The sequence below is a fragment of the Corynebacterium hylobatis genome (assembly GCF_003955685.1).
GTDB classification, from domain to species: domain Bacteria; phylum Actinomycetota; class Actinomycetes; order Mycobacteriales; family Mycobacteriaceae; genus Corynebacterium; species Corynebacterium hylobatis.
In genome coordinates this window covers 94,027-111,980 of sequence record NZ_RXHJ01000011.1, presented here as the reverse complement: position 1 = coordinate 111,980, position 17,954 = coordinate 94,027, and the positions used below count along the sequence as shown (strand labels likewise).

16 protein-coding genes are annotated in these 17,954 nt (G+C 67.4%); 1 reads left to right on the top strand and 15 read right to left on the bottom strand.

Annotated elements, in window-relative coordinates; all coding sequences use genetic code 11:
* Positions 1 to 18 precede the first annotated feature (18 nt).
* From EAH68_RS09800 to EAH68_RS09755, 10 genes are all read right to left on the bottom strand, one after another.
* The gene (locus EAH68_RS09800; protein WP_126121149.1) at positions 19 to 1,356 is read right to left on the bottom strand and encodes a hemolysin family protein; all 1,338 of its coding nucleotides are present in this window, start codon (positions 1,354 to 1,356) and stop codon (positions 19 to 21) included.
* The gene (gene ybeY, locus EAH68_RS09795) at positions 1,356 to 1,985 is read right to left on the bottom strand and encodes an rRNA maturation RNase YbeY (RefSeq protein WP_126121148.1); all 630 of its coding nucleotides are present in this window, start codon (positions 1,983 to 1,985) and stop codon (positions 1,356 to 1,358) included. Before ybeY ends, EAH68_RS09800 begins: the two co-directional genes overlap by 1 nt.
* Positions 1,982 to 2,950, bottom strand: coding sequence for a PhoH family protein (locus EAH68_RS09790; protein WP_164546462.1), 969 nt, complete (start codon positions 2,948 to 2,950; stop codon positions 1,982 to 1,984). Before EAH68_RS09790 ends, ybeY begins: the two co-directional genes overlap by 4 nt.
* A gap of 44 nt (positions 2,951 to 2,994) precedes the next feature.
* Positions 2,995 to 3,717, bottom strand: coding sequence for a 16S rRNA (uracil(1498)-N(3))-methyltransferase (locus EAH68_RS09785; protein ID WP_126121147.1), 723 nt, complete (start codon positions 3,715 to 3,717; stop codon positions 2,995 to 2,997).
* Positions 3,714 to 4,847, bottom strand: coding sequence for a molecular chaperone DnaJ (gene dnaJ / locus EAH68_RS09780; RefSeq protein ID WP_126121146.1), 1,134 nt, complete (start codon positions 4,845 to 4,847; stop codon positions 3,714 to 3,716). Before dnaJ ends, EAH68_RS09785 begins: the two co-directional genes overlap by 4 nt.
* A gap of 46 nt (positions 4,848 to 4,893) precedes the next feature.
* Positions 4,894 to 5,922 carry a heat-inducible transcriptional repressor HrcA gene (gene hrcA, locus EAH68_RS09775; RefSeq protein WP_126121145.1) on the bottom strand — a complete coding sequence of 343 codons (1,029 nt, stop codon included), beginning with the start codon at positions 5,920 to 5,922 and terminating at the stop codon, positions 4,894 to 4,896.
* A 54-nt stretch (positions 5,923 to 5,976) separates the two neighbouring features.
* Positions 5,977 to 6,861, bottom strand: coding sequence for a type IV toxin-antitoxin system AbiEi family antitoxin domain-containing protein (locus EAH68_RS09770; protein ID WP_126121144.1), 885 nt, complete (start codon positions 6,859 to 6,861; stop codon positions 5,977 to 5,979).
* A 115-nt stretch (positions 6,862 to 6,976) separates the two neighbouring features.
* Positions 6,977 to 8,101 carry a radical SAM family heme chaperone HemW gene (gene hemW, locus EAH68_RS09765; protein WP_126121143.1) on the bottom strand — a complete coding sequence of 375 codons (1,125 nt, stop codon included), beginning with the start codon at positions 8,099 to 8,101 and terminating at the stop codon, positions 6,977 to 6,979.
* 10 nt (positions 8,102 to 8,111) lie between these two features.
* A complete protein-coding gene (locus EAH68_RS09760) occupies positions 8,112 to 8,786 on the bottom strand; it encodes a hypothetical protein (protein ID WP_126121142.1) in 675 nt (224 codons plus the stop codon).
* 94 nt (positions 8,787 to 8,880) lie between these two features.
* A complete protein-coding gene (locus tag EAH68_RS09755; protein ID WP_126121141.1) occupies positions 8,881 to 10,728 on the bottom strand; it encodes an AMP-dependent synthetase/ligase in 1,848 nt (615 codons plus the stop codon).
* A 101-nt stretch (positions 10,729 to 10,829) separates the two neighbouring features.
* Here EAH68_RS09755 and malQ point away from each other — a divergent pair, with 101 nt between their 5' ends.
* Complete coding sequence (gene malQ, locus EAH68_RS09750) at positions 10,830 to 12,968, top strand: 4-alpha-glucanotransferase (RefSeq protein ID WP_126121174.1); 2,139 nt, start codon at positions 10,830 to 10,832, stop codon at positions 12,966 to 12,968.
* Positions 12,969 to 13,047: 79 nt separating this feature from the next.
* Here the strand turns inward: malQ and EAH68_RS09745 are convergent, their stop codons facing one another.
* From EAH68_RS09745 to EAH68_RS09725, 5 genes are all read right to left on the bottom strand, one after another.
* A complete protein-coding gene (locus EAH68_RS09745) occupies positions 13,048 to 14,064 on the bottom strand; it encodes a putative endonuclease domain-containing protein (RefSeq protein ID WP_126121140.1) in 1,017 nt (338 codons plus the stop codon).
* Between the two features lie 229 nt (positions 14,065 to 14,293).
* Positions 14,294 to 14,434: a hypothetical protein gene (locus EAH68_RS09740; protein WP_126121139.1), complete on the bottom strand. Its 141-nt coding sequence runs from the start codon at positions 14,432 to 14,434 to the stop codon at positions 14,294 to 14,296.
* 54 nt (positions 14,435 to 14,488) lie between these two features.
* Positions 14,489 to 14,674: a hypothetical protein gene (locus EAH68_RS09735; protein WP_126121138.1), complete on the bottom strand. Its 186-nt coding sequence runs from the start codon at positions 14,672 to 14,674 to the stop codon at positions 14,489 to 14,491.
* Between the two features lie 11 nt (positions 14,675 to 14,685).
* A complete protein-coding gene (locus EAH68_RS09730) occupies positions 14,686 to 16,698 on the bottom strand; it encodes a M3 family metallopeptidase (RefSeq protein ID WP_126121137.1) in 2,013 nt (670 codons plus the stop codon).
* Between the two features lie 107 nt (positions 16,699 to 16,805).
* Positions 16,806 to 17,951, bottom strand: coding sequence for an RNA-guided endonuclease InsQ/TnpB family protein (locus tag EAH68_RS09725; protein ID WP_126121136.1), 1,146 nt, complete (start codon positions 17,949 to 17,951; stop codon positions 16,806 to 16,808).
* Between the last annotated feature and the right edge of the window lie 3 nt (positions 17,952 to 17,954).

The following is a 17,954-nucleotide window of genomic DNA, read 5'->3' as shown; positions in this document are numbered from 1 at the left end:
CCGGCGCACTTTTAACAATCAGTCCTCGCCGTTGCCGTTCTCGGGCTGGCCGGCGTGCTCGAGTACCTCGACGATGACGGAGCGCACCCGCCGGCGGCCCCGGCGGTCGCGGCCACCTTCGGCGGTGAGGCGCAGGCCACAGGTCTCCACGACGGAGCCGGGCAGGGGGACGCGGCCGATCTCGTAGCCGATGAGTCCGGCGACGGATTCGACCTGCTCGCTGATGTCCTCGGGGAAGTCGATGTCCAGGTCCAGGTCGTCGTGGATCTGATCGGTGAGGTCCTCAAGCGAGAGGCGGAAGACGGCGCGGTATTTACGGTCGCTGAGGCGCTCGATGGGGGCGACCTCGCTGATGTCGTATTCGTCGGCGATCTCACCGACGATCTCCTCGAGGATGTCCTCCAGGGTGATCAGGCCGGCGATGCCGCCGTATTCGTCGACGAGCATGGCCATGTGGATCTGGTCGCGCTGCATCTCATGCAGCAGTTCGTCGAGGTTCTTCGACTCCGGCACGAAGGTCGCCGGGCGCATGACCTCGCCGACGGAGACCGACGCCCCGCCATCGGTGAGGTGGTAGGTGTGGCGGACGAGGTCCTTGATGTAGACGATGCCGACGATGTCGTCGATGTTCTCCCCCACCACCGGCACCCGCGAATGCCCCGAGCGCACGCAGAGAGAAGTGGCCTGGCCGGCGTGTTTGTCGTCCTCGATCCAGATCATCTCGGTGCGCGGGACCATCACCTGGCGGGCGGTGGTGGAGGCGAGGTCGAAGACCGACTGGATCATGCGGCGTTCCTCGATCTCCACGATGCCGTGCTCCTGGGCGATGTCGACCATCTCGCGCAGTTCCACCTCGGTGGCGTACGGACCGTGGCGGAAACCGGAGCCGGGGGCGATGCGGTTTCCGGTCCAGATCAGCAGCCGGGAGATCGGACCCAGGACATAGGCCACGCCCTGCAGCACCACCGCGGAACGCAGGGAGATCGAATAGGGGTTCTTGCGGCCCATGGTGCGGCCGAAGACGCCGACGATGGCGTAGCTGATCACCGTCACGGCGACGATCGCCAGGGTGATCGCCCACAGGTCGGAGGCGATGTACTCCCGGGCCAGTGCGGCGGCGAAGACGGCGGCGGTGGCGTCGAGAAGCGTCTTGAGCAGGACGAGCAGGTTGATGTGGTCGGCGCGGCGGTCGAGGACGGTGAGCAGCGAGCGCGCGCCGTTGACCTCATCCTTGACCATGGCCTCGGTGCGTGCCCGGGACACGGAGCTGACCGCCGATTCGACGGTGCCCAGCAGGCCGGACAGCGCCAGGGCCAGCACGGTGACCGTGCCCAGCCAGACGACATCTATGTCCATCAACGGTCCCCGTCGGGTGCACTCCGGCGGGGCTCACCGACGGCGGGCAGTCCGCCGCCGGGGACGATCTTGTCCAGCTCCGCACGGTCGGCCGCGGACGGAAATGCCTGCGCGCCGCTCGGCTTGGGCTGGTATTTCACGCCGCGGCGGGTGACGTCGTCGTACCAGTCGGCCAGCAGCTCGTTCTGCAGGGCGAACATCTCACGCTCGTCGGTGGGCGTGGCGTGGTCGTAGCCGAGCAGGTGCAGGCAACCGTGGACGGTCAGCAGCGCCAGCTCATGGTCGAGGCCGTGGCCGGCGGCAACGGCCTGCTTCGCGGCGAATTCCGGGCACAGGACGATGTCACCCAGCAGCGCCGGGCCAACCGACCTGCTGTCCGGGCGCCCACCCAGGGCCGTGCCCGAACCGGGGGTCAGCTCATCCATGGGGAAGCTCATCACGTCGGTGGGACCGTCCAGGTCGAGCCAGCGCACGTGCAGATCCGTGATGGTCTTGAGGTCCACGATGTGGATGGAGGCCTCGGCGTCGGGGTGGATGTCCATCTCACCGAGGGCGAAGGAGGCGACGTCGATGAGCATCTCCTCGTTCACACCCTCGTAGCCGGATTCGTTGAAGACCTCGATGCTCATTGGGAAATCTTCTCCTCGTAGGAGTCGTAGGCGTCGACGATGCGGCCGACCAGGGAATGCCGGACAACGTCCCTGCTGGACAGCTCCGCGAAGTGGATGCCCTCCACCCCGCGGAGGATGTGGCGCACCAGGCGCAGACCGGACTTCTGGCCGCTGGGCAGGTCCACCTGGGTGATATCGCCGGTGACCACCATCTTCGAACCGAAGCCCAGGCGGGTGAGGAACATCTTCATCTGCGCCGGGGTGGTGTTCTGTGCCTCGTCGAGGATGACGAAGGCGTCGTTGAGCGTGCGGCCACGCATGTACGCCAGCGGGGCGACCTCGATGACGCCGGCCTCGATGAGCTTGGGGATCATCTCCGGATCCAGCATGTCCCGCAGCGCGTCGTAGAGCGGGCGCAGGTACGGGTCGATCTTGTCGCTGAGCGTGCCGGGCAGGAAGCCGAGCTTCTCACCGGCCTCCACCGCGGGGCGCGTCAGAATGATGCGGTTGACCTGCTTCGACTGCAGCGCCTGCACCGCCTTCGCCACCGCCAGGTACGTCTTGCCGGAGCCGGCCGGGCCGATGCCGAAGACGACGGTGTGCTCGTCGATCGCGTCGACGTACTCCTTCTGCCCCAGCGTCTTCGGGCGGATGGTCTTGCCCCGCCGGGAGACGATGTCGCTGGCGAGCACCTCCGCCACCGACTGCGGCGCCTCCACCGTGACGATGGAGACGGCGTGTTTGACCGAGTCCGGCGAGATGACGTGCCCGCGCCGTGCGATCGACTCGAGCTCCTCGAGCACCTTCACCCCACGCGCGACCTCGTGGTCGGGGCCGGTGATGCGGACGACGTGGCCGCGGGCGAAGAAGTCCGCGTCAATCTGGTTGTCCAGCACCCGCAGGTTCTCGTCGTTGATCCCCAGGACGGCCTGGGCGTGGGCGGAGTCGATCTCCACCTTCCTCGTGATGACCTCTGCTGTCACTGGCTCCGGCGCCTGCTTTCTTGTTGCAACGATTTCACTGAACTTTACCAGCGCCGGGTGAGCACCCCGATGGCCGACAGGGCCACCATCGCCGCACTGGCCGTGCGCAGAACCTCCGGGCCCAGTCTCACGGCCTGCGCGCCTGCCGCGGTCAGCTGCGCGAGCTCGTCCGCGCCGATGCCGCCCTCGGGGCCGACGATGAGCACGACCTCGTCCACATCCAGGTCGATCTCGCGCAGCGGGGTGGCGGAATCCTCGTGCAGCACCAGCGCGGTCTTCCCTGCGATCAGCTCTGCGAGCTGGGCCGTGGTGTGCACGTCGAGGATCTCGGGGATGCGCGTGCGCCGGGACTGTTTCGCCGCAGCCAGCGCCGCCGCCTCCCATTTGGCCACGCCCTTCGCGGCCTTCGGGCCGGTCCATTTCGCCACGCAACGCTGCGCCTGCCAGGGCACGACCGCATCGGCCCCGGCCTGGGTGGCCAGATCCACGGCGAGTTCGGAACGCTCCGCCTTCGGCAGGGCCTGCACCACCGTGACGCGTGGTCCGGCCTGCTTCTCCACGCCGCACTCCTCCACCTCCCCCTCCAGCACATCCTTGCCGCGGGTGGCGGTGACGAAGATGGTGGCGTGGGTGCCGCGGCCGTCGACAAGCATGATGCGCTCGCCGGCCTGGATACGTTTCACGGCGACGGCGTGGCGGCCCTCGGGGCCGTCGAGCAGCACGCGGCCTTCAAAGGGTCCGGGGTGGAGGAATACGGGGAGACTCACCGGCGGAACTTGTCCTTCAGCCGGGAGAAGAAACCGGAGTCGCTCTCGCCCTCGCGGTTGACGCTGCTGACCTCCTTGCGGTGGTCACGGATCTGCTCCAGCAGCTCGCGGGTACGCTCATCCAGCTCCGTGGGAATGGTGACCTCCACATGGGCGATGAGATGGCCGCGGCCCTCGGTGCGCAGGCGCGGCATGCCCTCACCGACCAGGCGGATCTGCTCGCCCGGCTGCGTGCCGGCCGGGATCTCGATGGTCAGGGATGCGCCCGCCAGGTCCTCGACGGTGATCTCCGTGCCCAGGGCGGCGTCCACCGACGGCACCGAGACCGCCAGGTGCAGGTTGTCGCCGTCGCGCTGGAAGACCGGGTGCGGACGGGTCGCCACCTCCACGTAGAGATCACCCGCCGGGCCACCACCGTGGCCCACCTCGCCCTGGCCGGCCATGCGGATGCGCATGCCGTTGTTGATGCCCGCCGGCACGTTGACCACCAGGTCGCGGCGCTTCTTCACACGCCCGCCGCCCGAGCAGCGGGAGCAGGGATCCTCGATGACCTCACCGAAACCGTCACACGTCGGACACGGCTGGGAGGTCATGATGTTGCCCAGGAAGGAACGCTGCACCTGCTGCACCTCACCCTGGCCGTGGCACTGCCCACAGGTCACCGGCTTGGCCTTGGACTCCGAACCGGTGCCCTCACAGTGCTCACAGACCACCGCGGTGTCGACCGTGATGTCCTTCTTCACACCCGCGAAAGCCTCCTCGAGGGTGATCGCGATGCGCAGCAGGGCGTCATTGCCCGGCTGCACCCGCGAACGCGGACCCCGGGAACCACCGGCACCGCCACCGAAGAAGGCCTCGAAGATGTCCCCGAAACCACCCCCGCCGAAGCCGCCCGGCATGCCGCCGTTGCCCTGCTCCATCGGGTCCCCGCCCATGTCCACGATACGGCGCTTCTCCGGGTCGGTGAGCACCTCATGCGCCACCGACGCCTCGCGGAACTTCTCCGCCGCCTCCTCCGAGGGGTTGACGTCCGGGTGGTACTTCCTCGCCAGCTTGCGGTACGCCTTCTTGATCTCGGCATCCGTCGCAGACTTGTCGACGCCCAGAATTCCGTAATAGTCACGAGCCACGATGAGTGAGACTTCCTTTTGTCAGCTGTTCAAGATCGGATAAATACTACTCGCCAGCCAGAATGCGGCTGACATACCGTGCAACGGCGGAGACCTTCGAGATGGTTCCCGGATAGTCCATGAACGTCGGGCCCACCACACCCAGCCCGCCGAGCATGTGCCCGACCGAACCGTAGCCGGTGGCCACGACCGAGGCATCATGCAGATCCTCGTTCTCGTTCTCCTCACCGATGAGCACGCTCACGTTGCCCAGGTCCGGCACATTCGCCAGCAGCTTGAGCACCGTCACCTGCTCCTCCAGCGCCTCCAGCACACTGGGCAGGCCCGCCGGGAAGTCCCGGGCGAAACGCGTGAGATTCGACGCCCCCGCCAGAATGAGGCGGTCCGTGGGCTGCTCCACCAACGTCTCGATCAGGCGTGTCGACGCCCGGATCACCGCATGCCGGATCTGCGCCGGCGGGTTGTGCGCCAGCTCCACCAGGCTCGTCGAACCCTCCTTGAGGGTCTTGTCGGCCAGCGCACCGTTGAGCAGGTCGCGCAGGAGTTGGACGCCGGCGGCGTCGATGAGCTCATCGAGCTCCACGTTGCGCTGGTCCACCCGGCCCGTGTCCGTGATCAGCACCAGCAGCAGACGCGTCGGCCCGAGCGCGACCACCTCCACGTGCTTGACCCGTGAGACCCGCAGATCCGGCAGCTGCACCACCGCCGCCTGACGGGTCAGCTGGGCGAGGAGCTGGACGGAACGGCGCAGCACATCCTCCAGATCCACCCCCTCCTCCAGGAAACCGATGATCGCCCGGCGCTCCGCCGCCGACAACGGCTTCAGCTCATGGATGTGGTCCACGAACTGGCGGTAGCCCTTCTCCGTCGGGATCCGGCCCGAACTCGCGTGCTGCTGCGCGATATAGCCCTCCGACTCGAGCACCGCCATGTCATTGCGGATCGTCGCACTCGACACGTTCAGATGGTGGCGTTCCAGCAGCGCCTTGGAACCCACCGGTTCCTGGGAGGCGATGTAGTCCGCCACGATCGCGCGCAGTACCTCCTGCCGACGATCCGCCGTCGATCCAGCCATCTGGCACTCACCTCCCTCGGTTGCTAGGTTCCCCAAGTGTAACCCCGAAGAGTGCTATTTCCATCCCGCGTGGGTTGCGGACCAGGCACTGTGCCAGTCCCACACGGGTGCGCTGAGCCGTTCCTCCCCGGCGATGAGCGCCTCGATCTGCGCGACCACCGACGGCAGATGCATGTCGATGCACACTTCCGAATACGTCAGGTGACGGTATCCGCGGATGTGCGCGTCGTTGGCCTTCCAGTAATCCTTGATCAGCTCCTGGCGCCGGTGGTGGTATTCATGGCCGTTGACCTCAATGATCAGCCTGTGCTTCTCACTGACCCCGTCACGGAAGTAGTGGCCGATCTTTTTGTTCTGCTCCATCACGATCCCCCGCTCCCGCAACACGCGGAACAGGATCCTCTCGGTCATCGAGTCCCCGCCCACCGCCGCCCTGGCCACCAGCTCGCGCAACCGCTTCGGAATTTCCTTGAATACAGCCAGGTCCTCCTCCAGCTGCGCCTGGCCGGTTGCGCCGGGGTACTGCTTCTCCAGCAGCCACACCGCCCAGTTCTCGTCCTCCGCCGACATGTCCAACGCCGCGCGGACCGGGGTGGCGATGCGCAGCCCGTCAACGATCCGGTGCGGCCTGGCGGCTGCCCGGGCCGTGCGCAGGTAGGTCGCGTCGGGACGCCGGGCATCGCGTGCCACCAACGCGTGCACCGGCACCGAGATGTGCTTCTTCTCGTAGACCTGCCAGGCAGTTTTTCCGGTAAACACCAGCTGCGGGCGGCTGCGCTGCAACGCCCGCAGCAGGTAGTCGCCCGAGGGACGGGAGGTGCAGTAGATGCCGTGGTCGACGCGGTGGAGCTGGCCGGCGTCGACAAGCTTCGTGATCTTGTGGCGGCTGATGCCCTGTGCGTTGAGATCGGCGGTGCGGAGGATCTGTCGCGGTTCCATGCCACTGTTGGACTGCCCGCGCGGCCGGAAGGTTCCCGGCGGCTGGAAAACCGTCCCCTTAGTCGGCGAAATGGCCCCCTGAATGGGCCGACTCAGGGGACGATATTCCGCGGGCTCAGCGTTCCTCCGCGACCAGGATGTCGGTGATGATGCCGTCGGCGAGCAGGCGCCCCGCGTCGGTGATCGCGATGCGCTCGCCCACCCGCTGCAGCAGGCCTGCCGCCACCTGCTTGTCGACAACCCCGTGCGCCCCCGCCTCAATCCAGCTCAACGGGATGCCCTCGCGCAGGCGCAGGCCGAGCATGATGCGCTCGGTGTGGCGGTCGGCGTCGGAGAGCTCCTCGGTGCCGGCGATGGGCAGCTCCCCCTGGGCGAGCTTGTCGGCGTAGCGGGCGGGGTGCTTGATGTTGTGGAAACGGCGGCTGCCCAGGTGCGAGTGCGCACCCGGGCCGGCACCCCACCAGTCGCCGTCGCGCCAGTAGATCTCGTTGTGGCGGCACTCGCCACCCGGCTTCGCCCAGTTGGAGACCTCGTACCAGTCAAAACCCGCCCCCTCCAGCCGCTGCGAGATGATGGCGTAGCGGTCGGCGTAGACATCCTCATCGGGTGCCGGCAGCTCGCCGCGGCGGACCTTGCGGGCCATGGCGGTGCCGTCCTCGACGATCAGAGAATAGGCGGAGACGTGGTCCACATCGGCGGACAGGACCGCGTCGAGGGTGCGTCGGACGTCATCATCCGTCTCGGTCGGGGTGCCGTAGATCATGTCGAGGTTGACGTGGGCGAAACCCGCGGCGCGGGCCTCCTTCGCGGCATCGACGGCCCGGCCCGGGGTGTGGGTGCGGTCCAGCACGCGCAGGACAGCGGAGGAGGCGGACTGCATGCCCAAGGAGATGCGGGTGAAACCGGCCTCCAGCAGCCCCGCGAAGAATTCCGGGGAGACGGACTCCGGGTTGGATTCGGTGGTGATCTCCGCGCCGGGGGCCAGGCCGAAGGTGTCGCGCACCATGCCCAGCACGCGCGTCAGGCCGTCAGCGCCGAGCAGGGAGGGGGTGCCGCCGCCGATGAAGACGGTCTCGGCCGGACGCCCCGAGGGCGCGGCCAACTCCAGCTCGCGTGCGAGCGCATCGAGGTAGGAGGCGGGTGAGGCGGATGTACCGAGCTCACCCGGGGTGTAGGTGTTGAAATCGCAGTAACCGCAACGGGTCGAGCAGAAAGGGACGTGAACGTAGACGCCGAACATCTACGCCACGTTAGCTGGCCGCACCCCGGCGGGCACGTTTGGCGGAGACGCGGGCGACGACGGCGTCGATACGCGCGCGCTCAGCGAGGAACTCCGGCGGGTGGCTGCCGCGCATCGTGCGCACATAGGAGGGGTGATCCCCGGCGACCGTCTCCAGCCACCCCTCGACCGTGGCGGTCACGTGCGTGCCCGCGCGGGCGTAGAGGTGCGGCAGGCTGACCGCGTCGAGGTTCCCGGCGACCAGTTCCGTCTGGTCGAGCACCCACTCGACGAGCTCGCCGAGATGCTCGACGGTGACCTCCGTGCGGGCGTTGACGGCCTCCGCGAGACCGGTGACGGTCACGGGGTTGGCCACGGGGAAGAGTTCCTCGAAGGAGGCGGCGTCGAGAAGCTCGGGTTCCGGCAGGCGCGATCCGGCGGCCGCACTGGCCGAGAGCACACCGGAGCGCAGACCACTGATCAGCGCCTGGCGCAGACCGAGGAGCTCACCGACGATCCGGCGGGAATCCCGGCGCGCGTCGGCCAGGATCTCCACGAACTCGGCGAGGCACTCGCGGGTGAGTTCAGGGTCCCAGTCGCGCACGGCCTCGAGGAGATTCTCGGTGTAGACGGCGACCTCGTCACCGATGTTGTAGATCTCCTGGGTGAGTTCGCGGTGGCGCAACTCGGCGGCGATCTTCTGCATCGTGGGCGGCCCCCTATCCGTCAATCTTGATGTTCACCTGGACTCCGCCTGACTTTAGGCCACAAACCCGCGGGCACCGGCAGGACGCGCCGGGCTACGGCTTGTACAGGTGGTTGATCGCGTCCGCGTAGCGGGCGACAACCACGTTGCGCTTGACCTTCATCGTCGGGGTCAGCTCATTCTCCTCCTCCGAGAGGTCCCGGTCGAGGATGTAGAACTTCCGGATGCCCTCGGCGTGGGAGACGGTGGCGTTGACGGTGTTGACGGCGTCCTGGATCTCGGCCCGCAGGGTCGGGTCGGTGGCCAGCTCCCCGATCGACTTGCCCTCCGGGATGTTGTGGTTGAGGCGCCAGCGTTTCATCGCATCCTCGTCGAGGGTGACCAGCAGGCCGATGAAGGGTTTGCCGTCACCGACGACCATCGCCTGGGAGATCAGCGGGTGGGCGCGCAGGGAGTCCTCCATCGGGCCGGGCGAGACGTTCTTGCCGCCGGCGGTGACGATGAGGTCCTTCTTGCGGCCCGTGATCACCAGGTGGCCCGTCTCCAGCAGCTCGCCGAGGTCGCCGGTGTTGTACCAGCCGTCGTGCATGGATTCGGCGGTGGCCTCGTCGTTCTTCCAGTAGCCGTCGAAGAGGATGGGGCCCTTGACCAGGATTTCGCCTTCGTCGTTGATGCGGATGGTCACCCCGCCCATCGGGCGTCCGACGGAGCCGATCTTCTGGTCCTCGAAGTCGATGGTGGCGGCCGCAGCGGTCTCGGTCAGGCCGTAACCCTCGTAGACGGTCACGCCCAGGCCGCGGAAGAAGTGCAGCAGGTCGTGGCTCATCGCGGAACCGCCGGTGATGGCGTACTCGACGGAATTGCCGATGGCGGCGCGGATCTTGGAGTAGAGGAGCTTGTCGTAGAGCTTCCGCCTGGCCTGCAGGGCCTTCGAGGGGCCCTCCGGTTTGTCCAGGGCGCGGGAGTACTCGATGGCGGTCTTCTCCGCGCGGTCGAAGAGCTTCGCCTTCAGCGGGCCACCGTCGGCGGCCTTCGCGGCCGCCGAGTTGCGGACCTTCTCGAAGACGCGCGGCACGCCCAGGATGAGGTTCGGGCGGGAGCGGGAGAACTCGACGGAGAGGGTGGAGAAGTCCGACCAGTGGTTCTGGGTTGCGCCGCCGATGACCAGGGCCAGGGAGACGGCACGGGCCAGGACGTGGGCCATGGGCAGGAAGGTCAGGGAGCGGGTGCCCGGTCGGGAGATGGCGCCGACCGGGTGGGAGAGGATCGCGCGGACCTCGGCCAGCCAGTTGCGGTGGCTGAGGCGGCAGCCCTTCGGCCGGCCGGTGGTGCCGGAGGTGTAGACCAGGGAGGCCAGCGAATCGGTTTCGGTGCGGGCGATCCGGGAGTCGATCTCCTCGGTGTCGATGCCGCGGCCCTCGAATTTCAGGGTCGCGATCGCCGAGGAGTTGATCTCCAGCACCCGGCGCAGCTGCGAGGGCGAACCCTGCAGCCCCGGGGTGCCGTCCTCCTGCAGCACCAGGTGCGAGATGAGCTCGGTGTGGTCGCGGGTCTCCGTGATGGCCAGCACCGCTCCGGAGTCCTCGATGATCCACTGCATCTGGGAGAGCGACGAGGAGGGGTAGACCGGTACGCTCACCGCGCCGGCGGCCCAGATGGCGAAGTCGAGCAGCGACCACTCATAACGCGTCGCGGAGATCAGCGCGACCCGGTCGCCGGGCTGTACCCCGGAGGCGACCAGGCCCTTGGCCACGTCGTAGACCTCGCCGACGAATTCCGCGGAGGTGACGTTGACCCACTCGTAGTTGGCGGGGCGGGTGAACATCACGCCGTGCGGATAGCGTCTCGCGGTGTCGAGCATGGCGGTCAGGCATGTCTCGCCGGGGGCGATGTCGTATTCAGCCGGGGTGTGGAACTCCTGCACGGGCGCGTCCTCTCGCATCAGTTGATCACTGTTGTTCTCCTCACAACGCTACCCCTGGAACCCCACCATGGGGGACAGACAGGGTGCCTGCTTCCGCGCGAGGTGGCAGGATGACCGGTGTGACTATCCAGGACGTGCTGAGAGAACTCGCGGACGCGCACGGCGTCGCCACGCGCTACACCGCCAGCGACGGTGCGGAGATCACCGTCACCGGGGACACCCTGCTGAAAACGCTGCGGGCCCTCGGTGTCGTGCTTTCCGACACCCCCGAACCCGACGAGCTCCACGCCGTGCTCGCCGCGCACCGCCAGGCCGAGGCCACCCGCCCCCTGCCGCCGAGTGTCGTGGCCGTTACCGGCGACACCCCCACCTTCAACGTCCACGTGCACCACGGTGCGCCCGCGGAAGTGCGCATCATCTGCGAGGACGGCACCGTCCGCGAGGTGAGCCAGGAGGAGAACTGGACACCGCCGGTCACCGTCGACGACCAGGACTGGGGTGAGGCCACCTTCCGCATCCCCGCCGACCTGCCGCTGGGCTGGCACACCATTGAGCTGGTCTCCGGGGCGGCCCGCCACGAATGCGCGCTCATCATCACCCCGGCGCGCTTATCGACGACCGACGTCTACATCAACGAACCCGCCACCGGTGTCATGGCCCAGATGTACTCCGTGCGTTCGAAGGATTCCTGGGGCATCGGTGACTTCCACGACATGGGTCTGCTCGCGGAGACCCTGGCGAAGGAGGCCGGCGCCGACTTCCTCCTGGTCAACCCCATGCACGCCGCCGAGCCCTTCCCGCCCGCCGAGGACTCCCCGTACCTGCCCACCACCCGCCGCTTCATCAACCCCATCTACCTGCGCATCGAGGACATCCCCGAGATGGCACAGCTGGACGAGGAGACCCGCGCGCGTGTGGTGGAGCTGGGCCGCGAATTCGCCGAGCTGAACACCCTCGGCGAAATCATCGAACGCAACCCCATCTACCAGGCCAAACTCGACGTTCTCCACGAGATGCACAGCCGCGGCCGCACCCCCGAACGCGAGACCGAGTTCCGCGCCTACATCGAGCGCGAGGGCCAGGGCCTGATCGACTTCGCCACCTGGTGCGCCCAGCGCGAGGTGGAACTCATCCACACCCCCCGCGCGCATGCGGTCGTGCCGCCCATGTCCGAGATGATCAACTTCTACATGTGGCTGCAGTTCCTCTGCGACGAACAGCTCGCCGCCGCCCAGGCCCGCGCCACGGCCGCCGGCATGAAGATCGGCATCATGGCCGACCTGGCCGTCGGCGTGCACCCCGGTGGTGCCGATTCCCGGAACCTCGAGCCCTGGCTCGCCCCCGACGTCTCCGTCGGTGCCCCGCCGGACGGCTACAACCAGCAGGGCCAGGACTGGTCCCAGCCCCCGTGGCACCCCGTGCGCCTGGCCGAGGACGGCTACCGCCCCTGGCGTAACCTGCTGACCACCGTGCTGCGCCACTCCGGTGGCATCCGCGTCGACCACATCCTCGGCCTGTTCCGGCTGTTCGTCATGCCGCGCATGCAGCACCCCAGCACCGGCACCTACCTGCGTTTCGACCACGAGGCGCTCGTCGGCATCCTCGCGCTGGAGGCCGAGCGCGCCGGTGCCGTCGTCGTCGGCGAGGACCTGGGCACCTTCGAGTCCTGGGTCCAGGATGTGCTGGCGGAAAAGGGCGTCATGGGCACCTCCATCCTGTGGTTCGAGGGCTCCCCCACCGTCGAGGGACCGCGCCTGCAGGACGAGTACCGCGAGCTGGCCCTGAGCTCCGTGACCACCCACGACCTGCCGCCCACCGCCGGTTTCCTCGCCGGTGAGCACATCACGCTGCGTGACCGTCTCGGCCTGTTCACCACGGATGCCGCCGAGGAGGACGCCAATGACCTGGCGTGGCAGGCCGAGGTGCTCAACCGCATCCGTGAGACCGGCTGCTTCGGCGGCACCGAACTCGCCGAGACCGACTTCGAGGGCCTCGAGCGTGACGAACGCGGCGACCTGGACGTCCTCCTGGAGGGCATCCACCGTTTCATCGCCGGCACCCCCTCGGCCCTGAGCTGCATCTCGCTTGTCGACATGGTCGGCGACATGCGCGCCCAGAACCAGCCCGGCACCACCCGCGACCAGTACCCCAACTGGTGCATCCCCCTCTGTGACAGCGAGGGCAATCCGGTGCTCATCGAGGAGCTTGCCGACGTCGCACTCTTCAGCCGCATCGCGGAGGCCTCGCGCCGCAGGTGACGGCGGCGGGCCCGCCGGTTCCGCAAACCCCGCGATCAGAACCCCGTGAGGAATCCCCATCGGCGGGTCCTTGCGGGGTTCAGGCCGTTTTATCGACTGTTCGCATGGTTTGTCCTCGCGGGGTTTGGACAGGATGGGAGCGCAGAGCGGCTTCGATACGCACCAGCAGCGGAATCTGGCCGTCCTCGCTGGTCTCAAGATGCTCCCAGCCCGAACGGATGACCATTTTTCCGGTGTTCTGGATCGCCACCTCCCGGGCGCGCTCACCACGGAGCACCGCATCAGTGCTACCGAAGGTCGTCCCGTCCAGCTTGAACCTGCCGTCCAGTTCAATGACCAGCCAACCGTTGATGAGGATGTCGACCAGAAAATACTCATCCGGCCCGGTATCGATCCGGGCCTGGATCTCGACTGTCTCGATGCCGGGGAGGTCGGCTTTCCTGATCAGATACCGCGCCTTCGTCTCGAGTGGGCTCCCGGAGTTGGGTTCGGAGAGCTCAATGGCCTCACGCACCCTGGCTTTCCCGGCGAATCGCACCCCCTCAAGCAGCTTCTCCGTCAGAGTCTCGCGGGTCAGCTCAGGCCATTTGGTCCGGGCACTGTCGATGGACACCAGCCCTTCCAGCACCCCATGCCTGGCCGCAATCTCGCGGAGGGTGCGGGGGATGGTGGTGACGCGCATTCCGTGTTCCTCATAGACCTCGGCCGCGTGGAGGTTGCCGCGTCGGTAGAGCACGTTGGGAGGCCAGGTACGTCTGGATCCGGCCTGTTTTCCGTCGGTGTGCAGAAGTTCCACGGTCCTGTCCTCACTGAGTACGTCGATCCCCCACAATCTGGCGGCCGCCCTGCCGGCGACAACCGCCCGATCGACGGTCAGTCCCACCGCCGCAGCCACTGCGGTCCGGCGTTCCCAGGTCAGCAGACCGTCATAACTCTGCTTCGCGACGAGAATCTCCGAGGTCACGCGGTAGTAGCGATCCTGATTCCGCCAGAATTCCTGGTCCGCCTGCGTCTTCTTCCTGCGCTCAACAAGTCCGAATTTCCTGGGCCAGTTCTCCATGGGGTCAGTGTCCGGCAGGGGACGGATCCCTGCCATCGACGCGATGACCTGGTCTTGGAGATCTGTGGATAACGCGGTTTTTCCACAGGCACTGGCGTTGTCCGGTTGCCGGGCAAGGCAAGCTCGACTAACGGCCCAAACTCTGTGAGGACAAACCCCGCGAGGGCCCCATTTTCGAGTTGCTCGCGGGGTTTGTCCCGCCTTCCAGGAGACCTCGCAGGTTATTCGTCGCGGGGTTTGTCCTCGCGGGGTTCAGCCGCCTCGCCTAGATCAGCGTGATCAGCCAGGCGATGAGGACGATGCCGAGCAGGACCCACAGGGACTGGGTGACCCGGGACTGCGGGTAGTTACGCTTGGCCTTGGGCAGTTTCTGATCCTGCTTGCGCAGGTCCTCGGGGTTGGCCATGGTGGGAGCACTCTCCTGGTTCGGGCGGGGTTTTTCTGGCTTCAGCAGGCCAGCTTAGTCGCCCACACGGTCGGGCCCGGTGGCGGCCTGCCAGGCACGCTCACCGGCGAGGGAGACGGTGTCCACCACCCGGACCAGGGCGACGGCGGCGACGGTGGCCAGGGGGACGGCGAGGACCATCACCAGCGGCACCTGGAGCCACAGGGGCGCGGTGAGCACGAACTGGTTGATGGCCTCCATGCCGGTTCAATCTACCCCAGGGACACACCGGCCAGTCCGCGGCGGTTGAGCAGCGGGGTGACGTCCTTGTCGCGGCCACGTAACGCACGGAAGGCGTCCGTGTAGTCGACGGAGGCGCCGCGGGAGAGGATGTGCTCACGGAATTCCTGGCCGGCCTCGCGCAGGTCGCCGGCCTCCCGGAACCAGTCGAAGCCGTCGGCGTCGAGGGCCTCGGCCCAGAGGTAGGAGTAGTAGCCGGCGGAGTAACCGCCGCCGAAGATGTGGTTGAAGTAGGTGGAGCGGTAACGGGGGGAGAGTTCGTCGACGATGAGGCCGGCCTCCTCAAGCGCCTGCTGTTCGAACTCTTCAATGTCCGAAACCGCGGCCGCCTGCGCGGGGGTCAGCGAATGCCAGGCCAGGTCGATGATGGCGGCGGCGAGATATTCGGAGGTGGCGAAGCCCTGGCCGAACTGGCGGGAGGCGACGATGGCGTCGAGAAGCTCCTGCGGGATGACCTCGCCGGTGTCGACGTGGCGGGCGTAGTTGCGCACGATGTCGGGCTCAAACGCCCAGTTCTCGTTGATCTGGGAGGGGAACTCGACCCAGTCGCGGGGGACGTTGGTGCCCGCGAGCGTGGGGTAGCGCACGTCGGAGAGCAGGCCGTGCAGGGCGTGGCCGAATTCGTGGAAGACGGTGGTGACCTGGTCGATGGTCAGCAGCGGCTGGGAGCCGTCGACGGGGTGGGTGATGCCCATGACGTTGACCACGACGGGGCGGGTGCCCAGCAGTCCGGACTGGCGGACAAAGGAGCTCATCCAGGCGCCGCCGCGCTTGGCGGGCCGCGCCCGGTAGTCGGTGAGCAGCAGGCCCAGGCCGGTGCCGTCGGCCTCGAGAACCTCCCACACGGAGACCCCCTCGGAGTAGCCGGCCAGGTCCGCGCGGGGCACGACCTGGATGCCGTAGAGGACGGTGGCGGCGTGGAAGACGCCGTCGGCAAGCACGCGGTCCAGCGGGAAGTACTTCGACAGCTCCTCTTCGTCGAGGGAGAAGTCGCGCTCACGGACCTTGGCCTGCCAGTAGGGCCAGTCCGCGCCGCCGAGATCAGCCCCGGCGAGTTCACCGGCGAGCTTGCGCTCGGCATCGGCGTTGGCGGCGGCCGCGGGGGCGAGGTCGAAGAGCAGCTGGCGGGCGGCGTCGGCGGTGCCGGCGGTCTCCTCGGCGATGACGTAGTCGGCGTGGGTGTCAAAGCCGAGGAGCTGGGCGCGCTCGGCACGCAGGCGGACCTGCTCGAGGAGGTTCTCGCGGTTGTTGTCCAGGCCGCGGCGCTGGGACGCCTCGTACAGGGCGGCACGCGCCTCAGGTGAAGAGAGCACCAGCTGGTCGGACTGCACGGTCGGCAGCTCGATGGGGATCAGCCAGCCCTCCTTGCCGGCCTCCTCGGCGGCGGCCTTCGCGGAGGCGATGCGGGACTCGGAGAGTCCGGCCAGGGGGGCGGGGTCGTCGAAAAGCACGGCGAGTTCGCGGGTGTCGGCCAGCAGCTGGCGGCCGAAGGACTCGGACAGGGAACTCAGGCGCTGGTTGATCTCCGCGAGACGGGCCTTGCCCGCGGTGTCCAGGTCGGCACCGCGGCGGGTGAACCGGCGCAGCAGCAGCTCGTGCAGGCGCTGTGCCTCCGGATCAGCGGGCGGCTCCACCGCGCGCAGCCGCTCATACAGCGCCTCGTCCTGGTAGATGGCATCCGAGTGGGCGGAGAGCAGCGGCACCATCCGCGAGATCTCGGCGTCCAGCTCGTCGGTGGAGTCGGTGCCCTGCAGGTTGAACAGCCAGGCGGTGACGCGGTCGAGCATGGCGCCGGAGGCCTCCAGCGCCTCGACGGTGTTCTCCCAGGAGGCTGCCTCCGGGTTGGCCGTGATGGCGGTGATCTCGGCGCGCTGTTCGGCCAGGGCGGGTTCGAATGCCTCGACGGCGTGCTCCAGACGGATGTTGGCGAAGTCCGGCAGCTGGTACGGCAGGGTCGAGGGGGCAAGCAACGGGTTAGAGGTCATGTCCCCCGATGGTATTGACGTCCTCCCGGTCATGCATGACCGGGATCCCTCCTGCGGCACGATGTACCGCTCCGGTGGGTTCCTGTTTCCACGGGACCTGCCCTCCGCTAAACGGAGGGACTGACAGTCCCTCCGCAGGCAGTTAGACTCCCGGCCCGTCCGGCCGTGAGTATGTTGATCGCCGCATTCACATCACGGTCGTGAGTAGCCCCGCACCCGCACGTCCACTCCCGGACATGCAGGGGCTTCTTGTCCCCGACCACACCACACTGCGAGCACATGCGGGTGGACGGAAACCAACGATCAACCTTGCCAAAGATCCGCCCATACCGGTGGGCCTTCTCCTCCAGCATGGTCACAAACTGGCCCCAACCCGCATCATGAACCGACTTCGCCAGGCGGGTCCGACCGAGACCTGTCACACACAAGTCCTCCACGAATATCGCTTGGTTCTCACGAATGATCCGTGTCGTGTGCTTATGCGCCCAGTCCCGGCGTGTGTCCGCCACCTGCGCGTGCAAGCGAGCGACTTTCTGTCGGGCCTTCGCCCGATTCCTCGACCCCTTCTCCTTCCGCGACAGTGCTTGTTGCGCCTTGCGTAACCGGCGCTCGGCCTGGCGTAGAAAACGTGGGGAGTCGATCGTCTTCCCGTTCGACATGACAGCGAACGTGGTCAACCCCAGATCGATACCCACCTCGGATGCGACAGGCGGCAACGGCTCATCGTCAATCTGCACGACAAACGACGCGAAGTACCTGCCCGCCGCATCCTTGATCACCGTCACCGACGACGGATCCGACGGCAGCTCCCGCGACCATGCGACCTTCACGTCGCCGATCTTCGGCAGGCGCAACTTACGGCCCGTCGTGATCGCGAACCGGGCGTTCTTCGTGAACCGGATCGCCTGCCGCGTATCCCGCCGAGACCGAAAACGAGGCAGGCCGATCCGCGGACCCTTGCGCTTGCCTGTGACCGAGGCGAAGAAATTCCGGTAGGCGGTGTTCAGGTCGGCGAGCGCCTGCTGCAGCACGACCGAGGACACCTCACGCAGCCACGCCCGTTCCGGGGTCGACTTGGCGGCGGTGAGTCGCTTCGATAGTTCGGCGTCGGTGAGGCGTTCGCCCTTCTGGAATGCTTCCATCCGGGCGGCAAGTGCATCGTTGTACACGACACGCGCGCAACCGAATGCCTCAGCCAGCGTGGTCTGCTGGCCGGGTGTCGGGTAGAGCCGGAAATTGTACCGGAGCTGCACACC

Excerpts from the sequence above, each read along its gene's own strand:
- EAH68_RS09770 (WP_126121144.1), bottom strand. The coding sequence starts at position 6,861 with ATGGAACCGCGACAGATCCTCCGCACCGCCGATCTCAACGCACAGGGC.
- EAH68_RS09735 (WP_126121138.1), bottom strand. The coding sequence starts at position 14,674 with ATGGAGGCCATCAACCAGTTCGTGCTCACCGCGCCCCTGTGGCTCCAG.
- EAH68_RS09800 (WP_126121149.1), bottom strand. The coding sequence starts at position 1,356 with ATGGACATAGATGTCGTCTGGCTGGGCACGGTCACCGTGCTGGCCCTG.
- EAH68_RS09755 (WP_126121141.1), bottom strand. The coding sequence starts at position 10,728 with ATGCGAGAGGACGCGCCCGTGCAGGAGTTCCACACCCCGGCTGAATAC.
- ybeY (WP_126121148.1), bottom strand. The coding sequence starts at position 1,985 with ATGAGCATCGAGGTCTTCAACGAATCCGGCTACGAGGGTGTGAACGAG.
- EAH68_RS09760 (WP_126121142.1), bottom strand. The coding sequence starts at position 8,786 with ATGCAGAAGATCGCCGCCGAGTTGCGCCACCGCGAACTCACCCAGGAG.
- EAH68_RS09740 (WP_126121139.1), bottom strand. The coding sequence starts at position 14,434 with ATGGCCAACCCCGAGGACCTGCGCAAGCAGGATCAGAAACTGCCCAAG.
- hemW (WP_126121143.1), bottom strand. The coding sequence starts at position 8,101 with ATGTTCGGCGTCTACGTTCACGTCCCTTTCTGCTCGACCCGTTGCGGT.
- EAH68_RS09730 (WP_126121137.1), bottom strand. The coding sequence starts at position 16,698 with ATGACCTCTAACCCGTTGCTTGCCCCCTCGACCCTGCCGTACCAGCTG.
- EAH68_RS09745 (WP_126121140.1), bottom strand. The coding sequence starts at position 14,064 with ATGGCAGGGATCCGTCCCCTGCCGGACACTGACCCCATGGAGAACTGG.
- hrcA (WP_126121145.1), bottom strand. The coding sequence starts at position 5,922 with ATGGCTGGATCGACGGCGGATCGTCGGCAGGAGGTACTGCGCGCGATC.